The 17,643-nt window shown below is 71.1% G+C and carries 11 protein-coding genes; 8 read left to right on the forward strand and 3 right to left on the reverse strand.

Features of this window, described 5'->3' with window-relative positions:
- Positions 1-125: 125 nt before the first annotated feature.
- On the reverse strand, positions 126-1,241 hold the full coding sequence (locus AC07FN_RS00100) for a polysaccharide pyruvyl transferase family protein (RefSeq protein ID WP_452612208.1): 1,116 nt from the start codon (positions 1,239-1,241) through the stop codon (positions 126-128).
- A gap of 142 nt (positions 1,242-1,383) precedes the next feature.
- Here AC07FN_RS00100 and AC07FN_RS00105 point away from each other — a divergent pair, with 142 nt between their 5' ends.
- Positions 1,384-1,683 carry a DUF2218 domain-containing protein gene (locus AC07FN_RS00105; protein ID WP_478393629.1) on the forward strand — a complete coding sequence of 100 codons (300 nt, stop codon included), beginning with the start codon at positions 1,384-1,386 and terminating at the stop codon, positions 1,681-1,683.
- A gap of 267 nt (positions 1,684-1,950) precedes the next feature.
- Here the strand turns inward: AC07FN_RS00105 and AC07FN_RS00110 are convergent, their stop codons facing one another.
- Both AC07FN_RS00110 and AC07FN_RS00115 read right to left on the reverse strand, forming a co-directional pair.
- Entirely contained in the window at positions 1,951-2,355 is a 405-nt protein-coding gene (locus AC07FN_RS00110) for a hypothetical protein (RefSeq protein ID WP_478393630.1), read from the reverse strand.
- A gap of 12 nt (positions 2,356-2,367) precedes the next feature.
- Positions 2,368-3,321 (reverse strand): hypothetical protein, encoded by a 954-nt coding sequence (locus AC07FN_RS00115; protein ID WP_478393631.1) that lies wholly within the window; start codon positions 3,319-3,321, stop codon positions 2,368-2,370.
- A 315-nt stretch (positions 3,322-3,636) separates the two neighbouring features.
- Between AC07FN_RS00115 and AC07FN_RS00120 the strand changes: the two genes are divergently transcribed.
- From AC07FN_RS00120 to AC07FN_RS00150, 7 genes are all read left to right on the forward strand, one after another.
- Positions 3,637-4,992, forward strand: coding sequence for a GNAT family N-acetyltransferase (locus AC07FN_RS00120; RefSeq protein WP_478393632.1), 1,356 nt, complete (start codon positions 3,637-3,639; stop codon positions 4,990-4,992).
- 92 nt (positions 4,993-5,084) lie between these two features.
- Positions 5,085-12,218: an amino acid adenylation domain-containing protein gene (locus AC07FN_RS00125; RefSeq protein WP_478393633.1), complete on the forward strand. Its 7,134-nt coding sequence runs from the start codon at positions 5,085-5,087 to the stop codon at positions 12,216-12,218.
- Positions 12,219-12,366: 148 nt separating this feature from the next.
- Entirely contained in the window at positions 12,367-12,555 is a 189-nt protein-coding gene (locus AC07FN_RS00130; RefSeq protein WP_478393634.1) for an MbtH family protein, read from the forward strand.
- Complete coding sequence (locus tag AC07FN_RS00135) at positions 12,555-13,946, forward strand: DHA2 family efflux MFS transporter permease subunit (protein WP_478393635.1); 1,392 nt, start codon at positions 12,555-12,557, stop codon at positions 13,944-13,946. The genes AC07FN_RS00130 and AC07FN_RS00135 overlap by 1 nt, the downstream gene beginning before the upstream one ends.
- A 96-nt stretch (positions 13,947-14,042) precedes the next feature.
- Complete coding sequence (locus AC07FN_RS00140) at positions 14,043-14,870, forward strand: siderophore-interacting protein (protein WP_478393636.1); 828 nt, start codon at positions 14,043-14,045, stop codon at positions 14,868-14,870.
- 91 nt (positions 14,871-14,961) lie between these two features.
- Positions 14,962-16,266, forward strand: a complete 1,305-nt coding sequence (locus AC07FN_RS00145) for a lysine N(6)-hydroxylase/L-ornithine N(5)-oxygenase family protein (RefSeq protein WP_478393637.1) — start codon at positions 14,962-14,964, stop codon at positions 16,264-16,266.
- Between the two features lie 271 nt (positions 16,267-16,537).
- A complete protein-coding gene (locus tag AC07FN_RS00150) occupies positions 16,538-17,629 on the forward strand; it encodes an LLM class flavin-dependent oxidoreductase (protein ID WP_478393638.1) in 1,092 nt (363 codons plus the stop codon).
- The last annotated feature ends 14 nt before the right edge of the window (positions 17,630-17,643 follow it).

Genomic DNA, 17,643 nt, shown 5'->3' on the forward strand with positions numbered 1-17,643 from the left:
GGCCGTGGGCATTTCTCTTCTGATCGTCTTCGCGGGCATGCTGGTGCCCGTGCTGGCGGCTGCGCCGTTCTACATCGCCGACCGCCGTCGGCAGCGCGAAGACGCAGCCGGCGGCGAGGAGTAGATCAGCGCCCGTAGATCGCCTTCGCGAGTTCTTCCTTGGCCTGCTTCAGTTCTCGCAGCACGTCGGTGGCGAATCCGCCGCTGGTCGGCATGGCCGGGACCCGCAGTCCCTCGCTGAGCGTCCAGCCGGAACCGCGGTCGATCAGCGACCGGTGCTTGTTGGTGTAGTAGCCCGAGTTGATCGACACCGCGACCCCGTGCGCCCCGGCCGCCGCGGCCATCAGGTGCAGGTGGAACCGGCTGGACAGCCAGCGCTGCCCGGCCGCCGCGGGCAGCCCGGCGTCCATGATCTCGGCGAACGGGTAGAACCGGGCGCCCGGCAGGTCGTGCTCGACCAGCGCGAAGACCTCGCGGTCCACCCGCGGGATGCCCTCCACGATGCCGACCTGCTCGGGTCGCACGCCCCATTCGCTGAGCGTGTCCAGCAGGAATCCGGCCAGCGCGGGCACCGTCACGTCGAGCAGGTCCGACTGCAGGCACACCATGACCTCGCGCAGGTCGTCGTCCCGGTACAGGCCGGGTTCGACGCCGAAGAACATGTCGTCGCCGGTGTGCGAGGCGGCGCCGGCCAGCGCCACCGACGGCTCGTCGCGCACGTCGACGACGTCGAACTGCGCGGTGAGGTTACGCAGCAGCGGCTCAGCTTCGGGCGCGACCGGCCAGAAGCCCTGACCGGTCATCACGGCCCGGCCGCCGGACCGCCGGGTCGCCGCCACCGCGGCCGCGAGCAGGCCGAGGTGGCGCGGCCAGATGCCGTTGACGAACCCGCCGCCGATGATGTGCACCAGGTCGACCCGGGCGGCCAGTTCGATGCCCGCCACCCAGCGCGGCGCCAGCCCCGGGTTGTCGATCGCGTGCTGCACGAACGACGCGACCTCCCACGGGCCGTCGGACGGGGCTTCCCAGCACAGCCGCCAGAACGTGTCGGTGAACCGGGCCCGCGGGTGCAGGTGGCCGAGCAGCACCTCGCTCGGTCCGGGGTTGGGGCAGTCGACCCAGATTTCGCTGTCCGGGGCGACGCGCGCCAGGTGCTTCAGCCAGGCCGCGGCGATCAGTTCGTCCCCGTAGTTCGGATGTCCGGTGGTGGCGACGAGGTAGATGGTCGGCGGGTTGGTCAACAGTGGGCTCCAGCCTTCGGGTGCCGAGTCCCTTTCGAACGTAGCAACGAGGCGACCCCGAAGGCCGGGGCGAGTGAGATCTCGCACCCGCCGGCAACCGCTGGTACCAATTAGGTTGGGCTAACTTAACTTGGGAGGCGTCTTGACGATTCGATCGCAGGCGAAGGTGGGCACCGACAAGCCGGCCCGCTACGCCAAGCAGTTGTCCTCGCACCTCGGCCGGAAGTGCGAGGTTTCCGAGGAGCCGGAAGGCATCCGCATCACCCTGCCCGCCGATCGCGGTGCGGGCAGCTGCCTGCTGGTGAGCGAGCCGGACGCGCTCGCCCTGCGCGCCGAGGCGGAGAACGCCGAGGTGCTCGACCGGGTGCAGGACGTGATCGTCCGCCACCTCGAGCGGTTCGGTCAGCGCGACGAGCTGAAAGTCGACTGGACGAACGACTGAGCATTAACATTCGCTCGCTACAACCGGCGGCTAGGTCGGTAGCTTCATCTGCTCGACCGCACTCAGCTCAGCCGGCAAGCAAGCGGCGTCAGCCGCTTTCTCCTTCGTCACGTTCGCAGCTTGCACCGCCGCGGGTTCTCAGGCGTCGTCTCGCGAGGACAGCCCCGATGCCGCGTATTGGTCATACATAAGTCGGGGCTCCCACAGTCGAGACGGCGCCTGAGGTTCCGCCACCTGCACCGCTACGCAAAATGACGCAAAACTTCACTATTCCTTGCCGATCTCGTCGCGGAGTCTGGCCAGCCGCTGGCGGGACCGGTTGAACTTGGCCTCGAAGTGCTTCCCGAACAGGTCGGTCGGCAGCTCCGGGATCTCCACCGGCTCCGCCGTGCGCTGCTGCGGCGCGACCGGCACCGGCTGGGGCTCCTCGGACTTCGGCTCGGACTCCGCCGGTGCCGCCTGATCGGTGCTCGGCCGCCGGGCGATGACCGTCGGCGAGGCCGACCTGGCCGGGGCGTCCGGCGTGCGCAGCGCGTGTTTGCCCTTCGGCGCGATCGCCGCTTCGGAGACACCGCTCTCGGCGAGACGCCGGTTCGCCCGTTGCAGCAGCGGCCAGAAGATCAGCGTGGCCAAGGCGAAACCGGTGACGAACATCAGCACGAGCAGGTCCACGAGGTACTCCGATCAGCTCTGCCGGGCGGGTCCGGGGTGCGGGGCGGCGCCGTTGGTGCGCGCCCGCTCGATGGGGATGGTGTAGGTCTGCACGTCCTCGCGCTGTTCCGGCAGTCGGACCGGCTGCTGCTCGACCTGCTCGACCGGCACTTCCTGGGTGATTTGCCTGGTCTCGTCGTCCGCGATGCTCGGCGCCGTGTTCTGGCCGCGCAGATCGGCCGCGGAGTCGTCCAGCAGCCGGCGGGCGTTGTCCATCGAAGCCAGCACCGAGGTGCGCATCTCTTCCAGCCGGAGCTGCTTGGTGCGGATCTCCTCCAGCGCGGCCAGCCGCCGCTGCTCGGTTTCGGCGTCCCACTCGCCGCACCGCCGCCGGGTGTCGGAGATCAGCGTGTCGGCCTCTTCCTGGGCCTCCGACATGGTCCGCTTGTACTCGTTGCGGATGTTCTGCCGCAGCCGGTGCTCCCGGGACCGCAGATCGCTGGCCTTCTGGTCGTGCTCGCGGTGCAGCCGCGCGCGCCTCGATTCGACGTCCGCGACCAGCTCGCTGCACTCGTTGCGCAGCTCGCCCGCGGCCCGCTCGGCTTCGCCGATCAGCTCGCGCGCCTCGGTCTCCGCGGTGCCGCGGATGATCTCGGCCTGCCGCCGCGCCCGATCGCGCAGGGTCTGCACCTCTTCTTCGGCGATCGAGAGCATGTTCTGCACGCGCTGGGAGGCTGCGGGCAGTCCGGTGTCGGAGGATTCGATGCGCTTGAGGCGCTCCTCGGCGGCGTCGAGGCTGCGGCGGGTGTCGTCGCAGAGCTTCCGGAGGTCGGAGTTGAGCTGTGCCGCTTCGTTGCGGTCGATGGTGACCAGTCGCAGCTGGTCCTCCAGCAGTTCCAGGTGCTCGATGACCTGGTGGCGGTTGAAGCCTCGGACCTGGATGTCGAATCCCGGCCGGAGGGGCACGACAGAGTCGGCGTCTTCCATTGATGAACTCCTCTCCGGACGGTGCGGCCGATTCGATAGCTCGGAGAGTAGGGGCGATAGTGGGTGCCCGCCCAGCGGAAAACAACGATCATCACCGGATCAGGTACTGATGATCAGGCGGTCAAAACCCCATCGCACTCTCAGGGATCGTGACGCGGCTTCGTCCACTGTGCTCGTTTCGCACGTTCGGTGACGAGTCCGGGTCGGCCGCGCGCCGGGATGCGTCAGTCGGGTGAGGCGCGGTCACGAGATCGGGTAGTCAGGTTAGGCTTCGCTCACAGAACGGAACGGATTGCTGTGCTTAGGGAGCGTTGCGTGACGACTGGAGTTGACCTTGCCGGACAGCCGCACCAGCGGACCTCGGTGCTGTTGCGGCGGTGGCTGGCCGAGACGCACACCCCGGTCGCCGAGGGACCGCTGCGGTTGACCATCGGATCGCTGCGCCTGCGCACGGACGTCGTCTACGACTCGCCGACCGGCGCGCACGGCTTCGGTCCGATCCACGTGCTGGACGCGACGGGCGGTCCGGTCGAGGTGGCCGAGCCGGCGTTGCTCGCGGCCGCGTGCTCCGCCGACGCGCGAGCCCGGGCGCTGCCCGGCGCGCCGATCAACGTCGCCGGCTCGGGCTCGCTGCTGGACTGGCTGGTGGACGCCTTGCCGCGCCGCGCGGTCGATCCGCTGGCGCTGCCCGAGGACCTGGTCGCGGTGGCCCGCTCGGTCTCCGATGCCGAGGAGGCGCAGCGCTGGTTGTCCTCGCACGTCGAGGGCCGGTTGCTGCCCGCGGTTCGCGGCTGGCAGCCCGACGATGTCACGGGTGCGACCGCGGCGCTGTTGACGCGTGGTGCGCTGGCGGTCATCGGGTTGCTGGGGCGGCGCGGTGTCGTGCACGAGGCGGATCTGCTCGCCGGGCTCGCGGATCGGCTGCGGGGCGTCGCCGAGGCGTATCCGGACGTGGAATGGCTGGTCGAGCACTGGTTGACCAGCCCGACGCTGACCGATCTCGCCGCGCTCAACGGCTCCGGGCTGCGGTATCGCGCGGAGTCGGGGGAGATCCGCGTGCAGGCCGTGCCGTTCGAGGCGCGGAACCCGCTGCGGTCGGACGTCCCGGACGTTCCCGGCGTGCCGATCCCGGAGCTGGGCGCGGGCTGGTCGCTGCGGCCGGTCCGGGTCGACGGCGCGGATGGCGGACCGGACGTTGAGCTGGTGCACCGCTGGATGAACAACGAGCACGTCGCGGTCAACTGGGACCAGGCGTGGCCGGTGGCGCAGTGGCGGGACGAGCTGGCCGGTCAGCTCGCCGGGCAGCATTCGGTGCCGTGCATCGTCGGGCTCGACGGGCGGGATGTCGGATACGTCGAGCTTTACCGGGTGCAGCGCGACAAGCTGGCGCGCTGCTACTCGCACGAGCCGCACGACCTCGGCGTGCACATCGCGATCGGCGAGCCGGACGCGATCGGGCGCGGCGTGGGGTCGGCGCTGCTGCGCGCGGTGGCCGAGGGATTGCTGGCCGCCGACCGGGAATGCCGGCGGGTCGTCGCCGAGCCCAACGTCCACAATGGAGCCTCGGTGGGCGCGTTCGGCAAGGCCGGCTTCGACCGGGCCGCGGAGGTGGGTCTGCCGAACAAGAACTCGGCCCTGATGGTGTTCGCGCGGCCCGCGTCGGGTGAGTAGCCCCACGTCGGTCGATGCGCCTGGCGGCTGTACCGCGAAACGGTTGAGAATTAAGGTAAGCCTTACCTGTTTTGTTGATCGTGGGGAGAGCGATGCCGGGCCGTGCCGACGAGCAACTGCCATTGTCCACCGCGCAGGCGGGGATCTGGTTCGCGCAGCAGCTGGATCGAGCCAACCCGATCTTCAACACCGCCGAGTACGTCGAGGTCCACGGGCCCGTGGACCCGGCCCGGTTCGCGTCGGCGCTGCGCCGGGTGGTCGCCGAGGCGGAGACGCTGCGGCTGCGGGTGGTCGCCTCCGCCGGTGAGCCGCGGCAGGTCATCGACGAGCCCGACGACCCCGAGCTCCCGGTGATCGACTGCTCTACCGCCGCCGATCCCGAGGCGCACGCGCTCGCCTGGATGCGCGCCGACCTGCGGGAGCCCGTCGACCTGACGCGGTCGCGGGCCGATGGCGGCCGGCTGTGGACCGCGGCGCTGCTCAAGCTCGGCGACGAGCGCTGGTGGTGGTACCAGCGGATCCACCACGTGGCCATCGACGGGTACGGCTTCTCCCTGCTGCTCCGGCGGGTCGCCGAGCTGTACGACGAACCGGACGCCGGGCCGTCGCCGTTCGGCCCGCTGAGCTCCCTGCCGGCCGCGGAACTGGACTACCGGGAGTCGCCGAAGTTCGCCGCGGACGCGGAGTTCTGGCGGGAGCAGTTCGCCGACCACCCGGACGTCGTGTCGCTGGCCGGGGATTCGAGCCCTGCCGCGCACTCGTTCCGCCGGCAGACCGGCACCTCCGCGGCGGGGCCCGCGCTGGCGCTCGCCGGGAGCGAGAGCCGCGCGACCGGGACGCACGCGCTCATCGCCGCCTTCGGCGCCTACCTGCACCGGATGACCGGAGCCGCGGACGTGGTGCTCGGGCTGCCGGTGATGGGGCGGCTCGGGTCGGCGGGATTGCTGCGGGTGCCCGGCATGGTCGTCAACGTGCTGCCGCTGCGGCTGCGGATCGCCCCGGACACCACGCGCGCCGAGCTGATCTCGCAGGTCGGCAAGGCCATGCGCGAGGTGCACAAGCACCAGCGCTACCGCGGCGAAGACCTGCGCCGGGACCTCGGGCTGCTGGGCTCGGACCGGCCGCTGTTCGGGCCGCTGATCAACATCAAGTCCTTCGACTACGAGCTGGCCTTCGGCGGCAGCCCGGCGACCGTGCACAACCTCGCGGCCGGACCGGTCGATGACCTGACCGTCGCGGCGTACCCGACCGGCGACGACGAGCTGCGGTTCGAGTTCGACGCCAACCCGGATCGCTACGGTGAGCCGGAGCTCACCGCGCACCGCGAGCGGTTCCTGCGCTTCCTCCAGGCGTTCGCGGACTGCCCCGGCGACACCCCGGTCGGCCGGATCGACCTGCTCTCGCCGCAGGAGCGCGACCGGATCCTCGACGAGTGGAACGCGCCGATCCCGGGCATCCGGGAACAGCCCGCGGCGACCCTGCCGCAGCTGTTCGAGGAGCAGGCGATGCGCACACCGGACGCGGTCGCGGTCACGTTCGGCGAGCAGCGCCTCACCTACGCCGAGCTCGACGCGCAGGCCAACCAGCTCGCGCACCACCTCATCGACCACGGCGTCGGGCCGGAGCAGCTGGTCGCGCTGGCGCTGCCGCGCTCCGCCGAGCTGGTCGTGGCGCTGCTGGCGGTGCTGAAGGCCGGTGCCGCGTACCTGCCGCTGGACCCGGGACACCCCGCCGATCGGATCCGCTACATCGTCGGCGACGCGCAGCCGACCGTGCTGATCAGCGATGCCGACCACGCGGCGCGGCTGCCGGAGGGCACCACCCGCATCCTGCTGGACGACCCGGGCGAGATCGCGGAGATCGCCCGGCATTCGCAGCGCGACCCGAAGTCGGGCGAGCGCGGGCCGCTGACCGCCGAGCACGCCGCCTACGTGATCTACACCTCCGGTTCGACCGGGCGGCCCAAGGGCGTGGCGATCCCGCACCACAACGTGGTCCGGCTCTTCGGCGCCACCGACCCGTGGTTCTCCTTCGGCGCCGACGACGTCTGGACGCTGTTCCACTCCTACGCCTTCGACTTCTCCGTCTGGGAGCTGTGGGGCGCGCTGCTGCACGGCGGCCGGCTCGTGGTGGTCCCGCACGAGGTCAGCCGGTCGCCGCAGGAGTTCCTGCGGCTGCTGGCCCGCGAGCGCGTGACTGTGCTCAACCAGACACCTTCGGCGTTCTACCAGCTCAGCCAGGCCGACCGGGAGAACCCGGGCACCGAGCTGGCGCTGCGGTACGTGATCTTCGGCGGCGAGGCGCTGGAACTGTCCAGGTTGGACGACTGGTACGCCCGGCGGCCGGAATCGCCGAAGCTGATCAACATGTACGGGATCACCGAGACCACCGTGCACGTGTCCTACGTGGAGCTCGACCGCGAGGCGGTGGCCCGCCGCGACGGCAGCCTGATCGGCCGCGGCATCCCGGACCTGCGGGTCTACCTGCTCGACGGGCTGCTGCAGCCGGTGCCGCCGGGCGTGGTCGGGGAGCTGTACGTGGCCGGCGAAGGCCTGGCCCGCGGCTACCTCGGGCGGCGCGGGCTGACCGCGCAGCGGTTCGTCGCGGACCCGCACGGCGCGCCGGGCACCCGCATGTACCGCTCCGGCGACCTGGGCAGGTGGCGGCCGGACGGCGGCATCGAGTTCGTCGGCCGCGCCGACCAGCAGGTCAAGGTGCGCGGGTTCCGCATCGAGCTCGGCGAGATCGAGGCGCAGCTGCTCGCGCACCCGGCGGTGCGGCAGGCCGCCGTCGTGGTGCGCGAGGACCAGCCGGGCGATCAGCGGCTGGTCGGCTACGTGGTCGGCGCGGCCGCGGCGAACGAACTGCGCGGGCACCTGGCGGAGCGGCTGCCGGGCTACATGGTGCCGTCGGCCTTCGTGCCGGTGGACGAGATCCCGTTGACGGCCAACGGGAAGCTGGACGTCCGGGCGTTGCCCGCGCCGGACTTCGGCGGGGATGCCGGTGGCCGGGGACCGCGCGACGCCGTCGAGGAGGCGCTGTGCCGGCTGTTCGCCGAGGTGCTCGGCGTCCGCGGGGTCGGCATCGACGACGGGTTCTTCGAGCTGGGCGGGCATTCCCTGCTGGCCGCGCGGCTGCTGGCGCGGGTGCGCACCGAGCTCGGGGCGGAGCTGACCATCCGCAGCCTCTTCGACCATCCGACCGTCGCGGGCCTCGCCGCGCAGCTCGGAACGGGCGCGCGGCGGCCCGCGCTGCGGCCGGTGCAACGGCCGGAGCGGGTCCCGCTTTCGTTCGCGCAGCAGCGCTTGTGGTTCCTGAACCGGCTGGAAGGCAGCAGCGCCACCTACAACATGCCGCTGGTGCTGAAGATGTCCGGCGAACTGGACGTCGCGGCGCTGAGCGCGGCCATCGGCGACGTCGTGCGCAGGCACGAGAGCCTGCGCACGATCTTCCCGGACGAGCTCGGCGATCCGCGCCAGCAGGTGCTCGACGCCGTGCCCGAGCTGACGGTGGTCCGGGTCCCGGCCTCTGGTGATCCGCAATTTCCATTGAAATCGAACCCTCGATTTCCATTGAAATTGCGGGACTCCTCGGGGGTGGAGCGGGTTGTCGGTGTTGATGACGTGCTCGAAGCCGCGGTTCGGCAGGGGTTCGACCTGGCCGAGGAGCCGCCGATCCGGACCGTGCTGTTCACGGCGTCCGAATCGGCTCAGGAGCGCGGCGAGCACCTGTTGCTCGTGCTGCTGCACCACGTGGCCGGTGACGAGTGGTCCACTCGACCGCTGGTGCGCGACCTGTCGACCGCCTATGCCGCGCGGGCGGCGGGCACGGCCCCGGAATGGCCGGATCTTCCCGTGCAGTACGTGGATTACACGCTCTGGCAGCGGGAACTGCTCGGGGACGAGGCCGACCCGGACGGGCTCGCGGGGCGGCAGCTGGCGTTCTGGCGGCAGGCCCTCGCCGACCTGCCCGACCAGCTGGAGCTGCCCACCGACTTCCCGCGCCCGGCGGTGTCCAGCCACCGGGGCGGGACGGTGCGGTTCGAGCTCGATCCCGCCCTGCACCAGCGGCTCCGGCGGCTGGCGGGCGAGCACCGGGCCAGCGTGTTCATGGTGCTGCAGGCCGGGCTGGCGGCGCTGCTGACCAGGCACGGCGCCGGCACCGACATCCCGATCGGGTCACCGGTGGCCGGTCGCGGCGACGACTCGCTCGACGACCTGGTCGGCTTCTTCGTCAACAGCCTCGTGCTGCGCACCGACACCTCAGGGGAGCCGGGCTTCGCCGAGCTGGTCGACCGGGTGCGGCAGGTCGACCTGGCCGCGTTCGACAACGCGGAGCTGCCGTTCGAGCGGCTCGCCGAGGTGCTCAACCCGGCTCGTTCGCTGTCCCGGCACCCGCTGTTCCAGGTGATGCTCGCGTACTGGGGCGCGGCCGAGGCCGTCGCGGCGGACCTGCCCGGGCTTGAGACCACAGTGGACACCGTGCCCGCCGGGGCGGCCAAGTTCGACCTGGCGTTCAGCGTCAGCGAGCGCGCCGACGGCGGGTCCGACGGACTGGTGCAGTACAGCACCGATCTGTTCACCGAGCGCACCGTCGAAGACCTGGCCGCGCGGTTCGTCCGGCTGCTCGCGGCCGCCGTCGATGACCCGGCGGCGCCGATCGGGCGCCTGGACGTCCTCGGCGACGCGGCCCGGCAGGAGGTGCTGGCTTGGGGTGACGCCGCCGGCGACGTGGCCGCGGCCGGGACCTTCCCGGAGCTGTTCGCCGAGCAGGTCGGGCGGGAGCCGGACAAGCCCGCGCTGATCTTCGACGACGTGGAGCTCAGCTACCGCGAGCTCGACCGGCGGGTGACCGAGCAGGCGCGGCTGCTGGCCGAGCACGGCGTCGGCCCCGGCGACATCGTCGGCGTGCTGCTGCCCCGTTCGCCGGAGCTGATCATCGGTCTGCTCGCGGTGATGACCGCCGGCGCGGCGTACCTGGCGCTCGACCCGGAGTACCCGGCGGAACGGCTGCGGCACATGGTCGAGGACGCGAAGCCGCGCCTGGTGCTCACCGACGATCTCCGCACCGATCTGCCAACGGCCTTGCTGAGCTGCGAAGACAGCACTTCCGGCGGCGTCGAGCCGACGAGGCCGGGGCTGGACGACGCGGCGTACGTCATCTACACCTCCGGCTCCACCGGCACTCCGAAGGGCGTGGTCGTGCCGCACCGCGGCATCGCCAAGCTGCTCGCCACCCAGCGCCACCGGGTCGGCATCACCGCCGGCAGCCGGGTGCTGCAGTTCGCCTCGCCGAGCTTCGACGTGGCGTTCTGGGAGATCTGCATGGGATTGCTCGGCGGCGGCACCCTCGTCGTCGTGCCCTCCGACCTGCGGGTGCCGGGCGAACCGCTCGCGGAGTACGCGCGGCGGCACCACGTCACGCACCTGGCGATCGGGCCGTCGATGATGGGCATGTTCCCGGCCGACACCGAGCTGCCGCCGAACGCAACCTTGTTGTGCGGGGCCGAGAACGTGCCGTCCGAGCTGGTGCTGAGGTGGGCGCGGGACCGGCGGATGCTCAACTGCTACGGGCCGACCGAGGCCACCGTCAATTCGACGCTGTGGGACTGCGATCCGGATGCCGTCGGCAGCACGGTGCCGATCGGCGTGCCCGACCCGGGAGCCCGGCTCTACGTGCTGGACGAGGCGCTCCAGCCCACGCCGCCCGGCGTGGTCGGCGAGCTGTACGTCGCCGGGCACGGGCTGGCGCGCGGCTACCTCGACCGGCCGGCCCTGACCGCCGGGCGGTTCGTCGCCGACCCGTTCGGGCCGCCCGGTGCCCGCATGTACCGCACCGGTGACCTGGTGCGGTGGCGGGCGGACGGGGTGCTGGACTTCGCCGGCCGCGCGGACGACCAGGTGAAGATCCGCGGGTTCCGCATCGAGCTCGGCGAGGTCGAGGCGGTGCTGGCCAGGCATCCCGATGTCGCGCAGGTCGCGGCCGTGGTCCGCCAGGACGTCCCGGGCGACAAGCGGCTCGTCGCCTACGTCGTCGGCGGCGGCGACCCGGCCGAGCTGCGGCGGCACGTGGCGGAGTCGCTGCCGGACTACATGGTGCCCGCGGCGGTGGTGTTCGTCGACGCGTTGCCGTTGCTGCCCAACGGGAAGCTCGACCGCCGCGCGCTGCCCGCGCCTGACCTCGGCGAATCCGTCGGCAACGAGATGCCGCGCAACCCGACCGAGGAGATCCTCTGCGGGTTGTTCGCCGAGGTGCTCGGGCTGCCGCGGGTCGGCGTCGAGGACAGCTTCTTCGACCTCGGAGGGCATTCGCTGCTGGCCGCCAAGCTGATCGGCCGCATCCGCGATGCGCTGGGCTTGCGCGTCAACGTCGGCAGCCTCTTCGCCGCGCCGACCGTGGCCGGTCTCGCGGAGCGGCTGCACAGCGGGGGATCGCGCGACGCGCTGGAGATCCTGCTGCCGCTGCGCACCGAGGGCGGCAAGGAACCGCTGTTCTGCGTGCACCCGGCGGCCGGGCTGGCTTGGCCGTTCTCCGGGCTGCTCAAGCACATCGACGCCGAGCGGCCGATCTACGGCGTCCAGTCGCGCGGGCTCGCCGAACCGAAGCCCGTCGCGCCGAGCCTGCGGGAGATGGCCGCCGAATACCTGGAGCACATCCGGGAGGTGCAGCCGCACGGGCCGTACCACTTCCTCGGCTGGTCCTTCGGCGGCGTCGTCGCGCACGAGATGAGCACCCAGCTGCAGGAACAGGGCGAAGAGGTGCGGTTCCTGTGCATGCTCGACTCGTACCCGAAGGACGTGTGGGACGAGCTGCCCACCGAGGAAGAAGCGCTGATGGCGCTGCTCTACATGGCCGGTTACGACCTCTCCGAACTGGATGACGGGACGCTGACCAGGGCGGACGTGATGGAGATCCTGTCGGCGGAGGGCAGCGCGCTGGCCAACCTCGAAGAGCACAGCATCACGGCGATCATCGACAACTTCGCCAACTGCGCGGTGCTGGAGAACCAGGCCGACCACGACAAGTTCCGCGGCGACGTGCTGTTCTTCACCGCCACGGTCAACCCGGCCAAGGCCGAGCTGACCGCGCAGATGTGGCAGCCGTACGTCGATGGGGTGGTGCACAACCACGACATCGCCTGCGAGCACAAGGACATGACGCAACGCGAACCGCTCGCGGAGATCGCGGCGATCGTCGACCGAGCCCTGACCGAGGTCACCGCGTGACGGCCGCCAGCCCTGTTCGCCGGAGCGTTGCGGGCCCGCTGTTCTCGCTGGTCACCCTTCGTGCGCGTTTGGGAGCGCCATAGCGATCCGCAACGCGCACGAGACCACCTGCGGCCGGTGGGAGTTCAACACTGCAAGGAGCACGACCATGAGGAACCCGTTCGACGACCCCGACGCGGAGTACTACGCGCTGATCAACGATCAGGACCAGTACTCGCTGTGGCCCGCCGCGACAGACGTGCCCGCCGGATGGAACGTCGCGCACGGCCCCGCAGACCGGGAGTCCTGCGTCGACCACATCGAGGTGAACTGGACCGACATGCGGCCCGCACGCTGATGGCGACGGTGCTGCGCGGCGTTCGGCCGCAGGTCGCGGTGTGCATCTGCTACGTGGCGGCGATGTTCATGAACGGCATGGACGCCACGATCGTCAACGTGGCGCTGCCCGCGATCGGCGCCGAGTTCGCCGTCCCGCCCTCCGTGACCTCGGCGATCAACGTCGGCTACCTGGTCAGCCTGGCGGCGTGCATCCCGGTCTCCGGCTGGCTCGGCGACCGCTTCGGCACGAAACGGGTGTTCCTCGGCGCTTTCGCGGCGTTCGTCGTCGCGTCGGCGCTCTGCGGGCTGGCCACCGACCTGACGCAGCTGACCCTCGCACGGGTGCTGCAGGGCGCCGGCGGCGGGGTGATGAGCCCGGTGGCGCTGACCATGCTGTTCCGGGCCTACCCGCCGCACGAGCGGATCCGGCTGTCCCGCGTGCTGCTGCTGCCGACGGCGGTGGCCCCCGCGCTCGGCCCGGTGCTGGGCGGCTTCTTCGTCGAGAACCTCACCTGGCGCTGGGGCTTCTACGTGAACCTGCCGGTCGGGCTGCTGGCCCTGCTGTTCGGCGCGTGGTTCCTGGCCGAGCACGTGGAGGCGCCGGAGAAGCGCTTCGACGGGCTCGGATTCGCCCTGGCCGCGCCGGGACTGGGGCTGGTCATGTTCGCGCTGGAGGCGGTGTCGCAGACCGGTCCCGCCTCGCCGCACTTCTGGGCCTGCGGGCTGGCCGGGATCGGCTGCCTGGCGGTGCTGGTCCGGACGCAGTTGCGGGCGGCGCAACCGATGCTCGACCTGAAGCTGTTCGCCGACGCGTCGTTCCGGCGCGGCAGCCTGATCCTGTTCACCTGCGTCGCCGGATTCCTCGGCACGCTCTACGGGTTCACGCTGATGTACCAGTCGGGGCTGGGCGCGTCGGCGTGGGAGACCGGGCTGGTGACGCTGCCGAAGGCGATCGGGCTGATGATCGCCTCGCAGCTGATCGGCTGGGCGCACCGCAGGCTCGGGCCGCGGCGGCTGATCGCGGCCTCGATGCTCGGCGCCGCGGCGTCGTTCGCGCTGATGAACGCGATCGGCCCCGGCGACGCGTGGCTCGCTGCGACAGTCCAGCTGGCGTCGGGCTTCTTCGTCGGCGCGGCCTCCGCCGAGCTGCAGGTCGTCGCCTTCGCGACGATCGACAAGTCCGCGACCGGCGGAGCCTCGACGCTGTTCAACGTCCAGCGCCAGATCGGGTCCGCGCTGGGCGTGGCGATCACCGCTTCCGTGCTGGCCGCCGTCGGCACCGACGGGCTCGGCGGCTACCACCTGGCGATGCTGGTGTCGGCCGGATTCGCGCTGGTGGGCGGGATCCTCGCGGCGCGCATCGAGGATTCCGCGCCGCAGGGCCGGAAACTCGTCGCCGCGCGGCGGTAGAGATCTGAGCCACCGCGGGGAAGACAACGACCGACGTCTATGGTTAGGTTAGCCTTAACTGACATGATCACCGTGGCAGGAAGGAATGCATGACCGATGGGTACCGCGGATCGACTCCGGCGCAAGCGGCCACCGGCACGCGACCTGCAAGTGCTGCGCACGGCTGAACTCAGCCCGTCGATGCGGCGGATCACCCTGGGCGGGGTCGAGCTCTCCGGATTCCTGGACGAGCACACCGGCCCGAACATCAAGGTCTTCGTTCCGCAGCAGGGGCAGCAGCGCCCGGTGCTGCCCGTGATCGACGAGGACACCGGCCGCTACCGGTGGCCGGAGCAGCACGAACGGCCGACCATGCGCACCTACACCGTGCGCCGCTACGACGAGGCCAGCGGCGAGCTCGACGTCGACTTCGTGCTGCACGGCGAGCACGGCGTGGCCTCCAACTGGGCTCGTCGGGCCCGACCGGGCGACCGGATCGGCGTGATGGGGCCGGGCGGCAAGACCTGCCGGGCCGCCGAGTGGTACCTGCTGGCCGGCGACGAGACCGCGCTGCCCGCGATCTCCGCGATCGTCGAGAACCTGCCGCCCACCGCGCGCGGCCAGGTGTTCGTCGAAGTCGGCGACTCCGCCGACCAGCAGCACGTCGAGACGCCGCTGGACATGCGGTGGACCTGGCTGCCCAGGGAAGGCGCGGTGGCCGGCCGTTCGCGGCGGCTGATCGACGCCGTGCAAGAGCTGGAAATGCCGTCGGACGTGGACGTTTCGGCGTGGGTCGCGGGAGAATCCGGAATCGTCCGCGGCATCCGGCAACACCTGCGCGCGGACCGCGGCATGGACGCGCACTCCGTCCTCGCCATCGGGTACTGGAAGTACGGCATGGCCGAAACGGAATACCACGACAAGCACAACCACGACCGGGACTGACGACCCGGTCCGGGCCCCGGCGCGATCCAGCGGATTTCGCCGGTAGATCCGGGTGCCCGCGAAACGGTGCCGGCGAAGCTGAGGGGAAGACGTGTCTGCGGTCGACGACAAAATCCACGACGTGCTGGGAATCGGGTTCGGACCGTCCAACCTGGCGCTGGCCATCGCCATCGAGGAGCACAACCGCACCGCGCCTGGGCCGGACCGGCTCGACGGCGTGTTCTTCGAACGGAAGGCCGCGTTCGGGTGGCACCGGGGAATGCTGATCGAGGGCACCACCATGCAGGTGTCGTTCCTCAAGGACCTGGTCACGATGCGCAATCCGGCCAGCGACTTCTCGTTCCTCTCCTACCTGCACGACAAGCAGCGGCTGGTCGACTTCATCAACCACAAGACGATGTTCCCGACCCGCGTCGAATACCACGACTACCTGGAATGGGCCGCGGCCCGGCTCGACGACGTCGTGCGCTACGACTCCGAGGTCGTCGAGATCCGGCCCCGGGAAGAGCACTTCGAGGTGGTCGTCCGCCACGACGGCCGGACGACGGTGCACCGGGCGCGCAACGTCGTGCTCGCGGTGGGGCTCGAAGCGAACCTGCCTGCGGGCGCGGAACTCGGCGACCGGGTGTGGCACAACCTGGATCTGCTGCACCGCGTCGGCGAGCTCGCCGACGCGCCTCGGCGCTGCGTCGTCGTCGGTGCCGGGCAGAGCGCCGCCGAGGCCACCGAATACCTGCACCGGACGTTCCCCGCAGCCGAGGTGTGCTCGGTGTTCAGCCGGTACGGGTTCAGCCCCGCCGACGACAGCCCGTTCGCCAACCGGATCTTCGACCCGCAGGCGGTGGACGACTTCTACGCGGCGTCCCCGGAGGTCCGCGGCGACCTGATGAACTACCACCGCAACACCAACTACTCGGTGGTCGACCTCGACCTCATCGAGGAGCTGTACTCGCGGGCGTACCAGGAGAAGGTGCGCGGCGAGCAGCGGCTGCGGATCCTCAACGCCTCCCGCGTCACCGGCGTATCGACGCGTCCGGACGGCGTGGCGGTCACCGTCGAGTTCCTGCCCTCGGGCGAGCGGACGGTGCTGGAGTCCGACCTGCTCGTGTACGCGACCGGGTGCCGTCCGCGCGATCCGTTCGGGATTCTCGGCGAGGCCGCCCGGTACTGCGCCCGCGACGACCAGGGGCGGCTGCAGGTGGAACGCGACTACCGGATCCGCACCACAGATCTCGGGGGCGGCATCTACCTCCAGGGCGGCACCGAGCACACGCACGGCCTCACGTCGTCGTTGCTGTCGAACGGCGCGGTCCGGGCGGGCGAGATCTGCGATTCGATCATCACCCGCCGCCCGGCGCCGGAAACCACCCGGGATTACGCCCTGACCCCGGGCTGAAAGCGCGGCCGCGGCGGGTTCCCGATTTTGCCTGGAATTGGGAACCCGCTCGCCGCACCGGCGCAAGCGCGAGACCCGGGGTTTCCCGATTTTGCCTAAAGTTGGGCGTTTCCGATCGCCGGCGTGCGGATTTCCGCGGAGTGGTTTCCCGATTTTGCCTGAAATTGGACCGGCTCGGGCCCGGGCATTGGCCGCGTGGGTGCGTTGTAATCGCGGGCACAGCGGGCGTGGCCGGGGAACAAGGGCGACGGCCCGGTGGTTGGGCCTGGCGATGGAGACCGATGTGACGCCGGAGCGCGCCGAGGGCAGCGCGACCTCCCCGCAGGCCGATCCGATCAAGGGCGTCGCCCGCGGCGATTCGCCCGTGCCCTTGTCCGTGCTCGACCTGTCCACGGTCGGCGTCGCGCACAGCCCGGCCGATGCCTTGTACACCACCACCGAGCTGGCCCGCGGCGTCGAGCAGTGGGGATTCCACCGGCTGTGGGTCGCCGAGCACCACGGCATGCCCGGCATCGCCAGCTCCGCGCCCGCCGTGGTGATCGCGCACCTCGCCGCGCACACGACCAGCCTGCGCCTGGGCTCCGGCGGCGTGATGCTGCCCAACCACGCGCCGCTGGTCGTCGCCGAGCAGTTCGGCACCCTGCAGGCGCTGCACCCCGGCCGCATCGACCTCGGCATCGGCCGCGCGCCCGGCACCGACCAGGCCACCGCCCGCGCCCTGCGGCGCACTGCCGGGCCGCTGTCCGTCGACGACTTCCCGCAGCAGCTCGGCGAGCTGATCGCCTTCCTCGGCGACGACTTCCCGGTCGACCACCCCTACGCTGCGATCCAGTCCGTGCCGCACGGCCCCACGCCGCCGATCTGGCTGCTCGGTTCCAGCGGGTTCAGCGCGCAGCTGGCCGGCGAGCTTGGCCTCCCGTTCGCCTTCGCGCACCACTTCAGCGCGCAGAACACGGTGCCGGCGCTGGATCTCTACCGGCGGTCGTTCAAGCCCTCGGATGTGCTGGACGAGCCGTACGCGCTGATCGGCGTGCAGGCCGTCGCCGCCGACACCGACGAGGAGGCGCTGGACATCATCCGCCCGGTCGCGCTGAGCATGCTGCGGCTGCGGCGCGGCATGCCCGGCAAGCAGCCGTCCCGCCGGGAAGCCCGCGAGTACCCGTACTCCGAGCTGGAGCGGAGCTTCCTCGACAGCTGGCTGGCCGACGCCGTGCACGGCGCGCCGGACACCGTCCGGGCCGGGCTCGACGAGCTGCGCGAACGCACCGGTGCCGACGAGCTGATGCTGACCGCCAACGTCCCGGACCGGGACACCAAGCTGCACTCCTTCGAGCTGATCGCCAAGGCCTACCGGATGATCTGACGCCTCGCCAGTTC

Source organism: Saccharopolyspora sp. NPDC045941, from assembly GCF_056431445.1.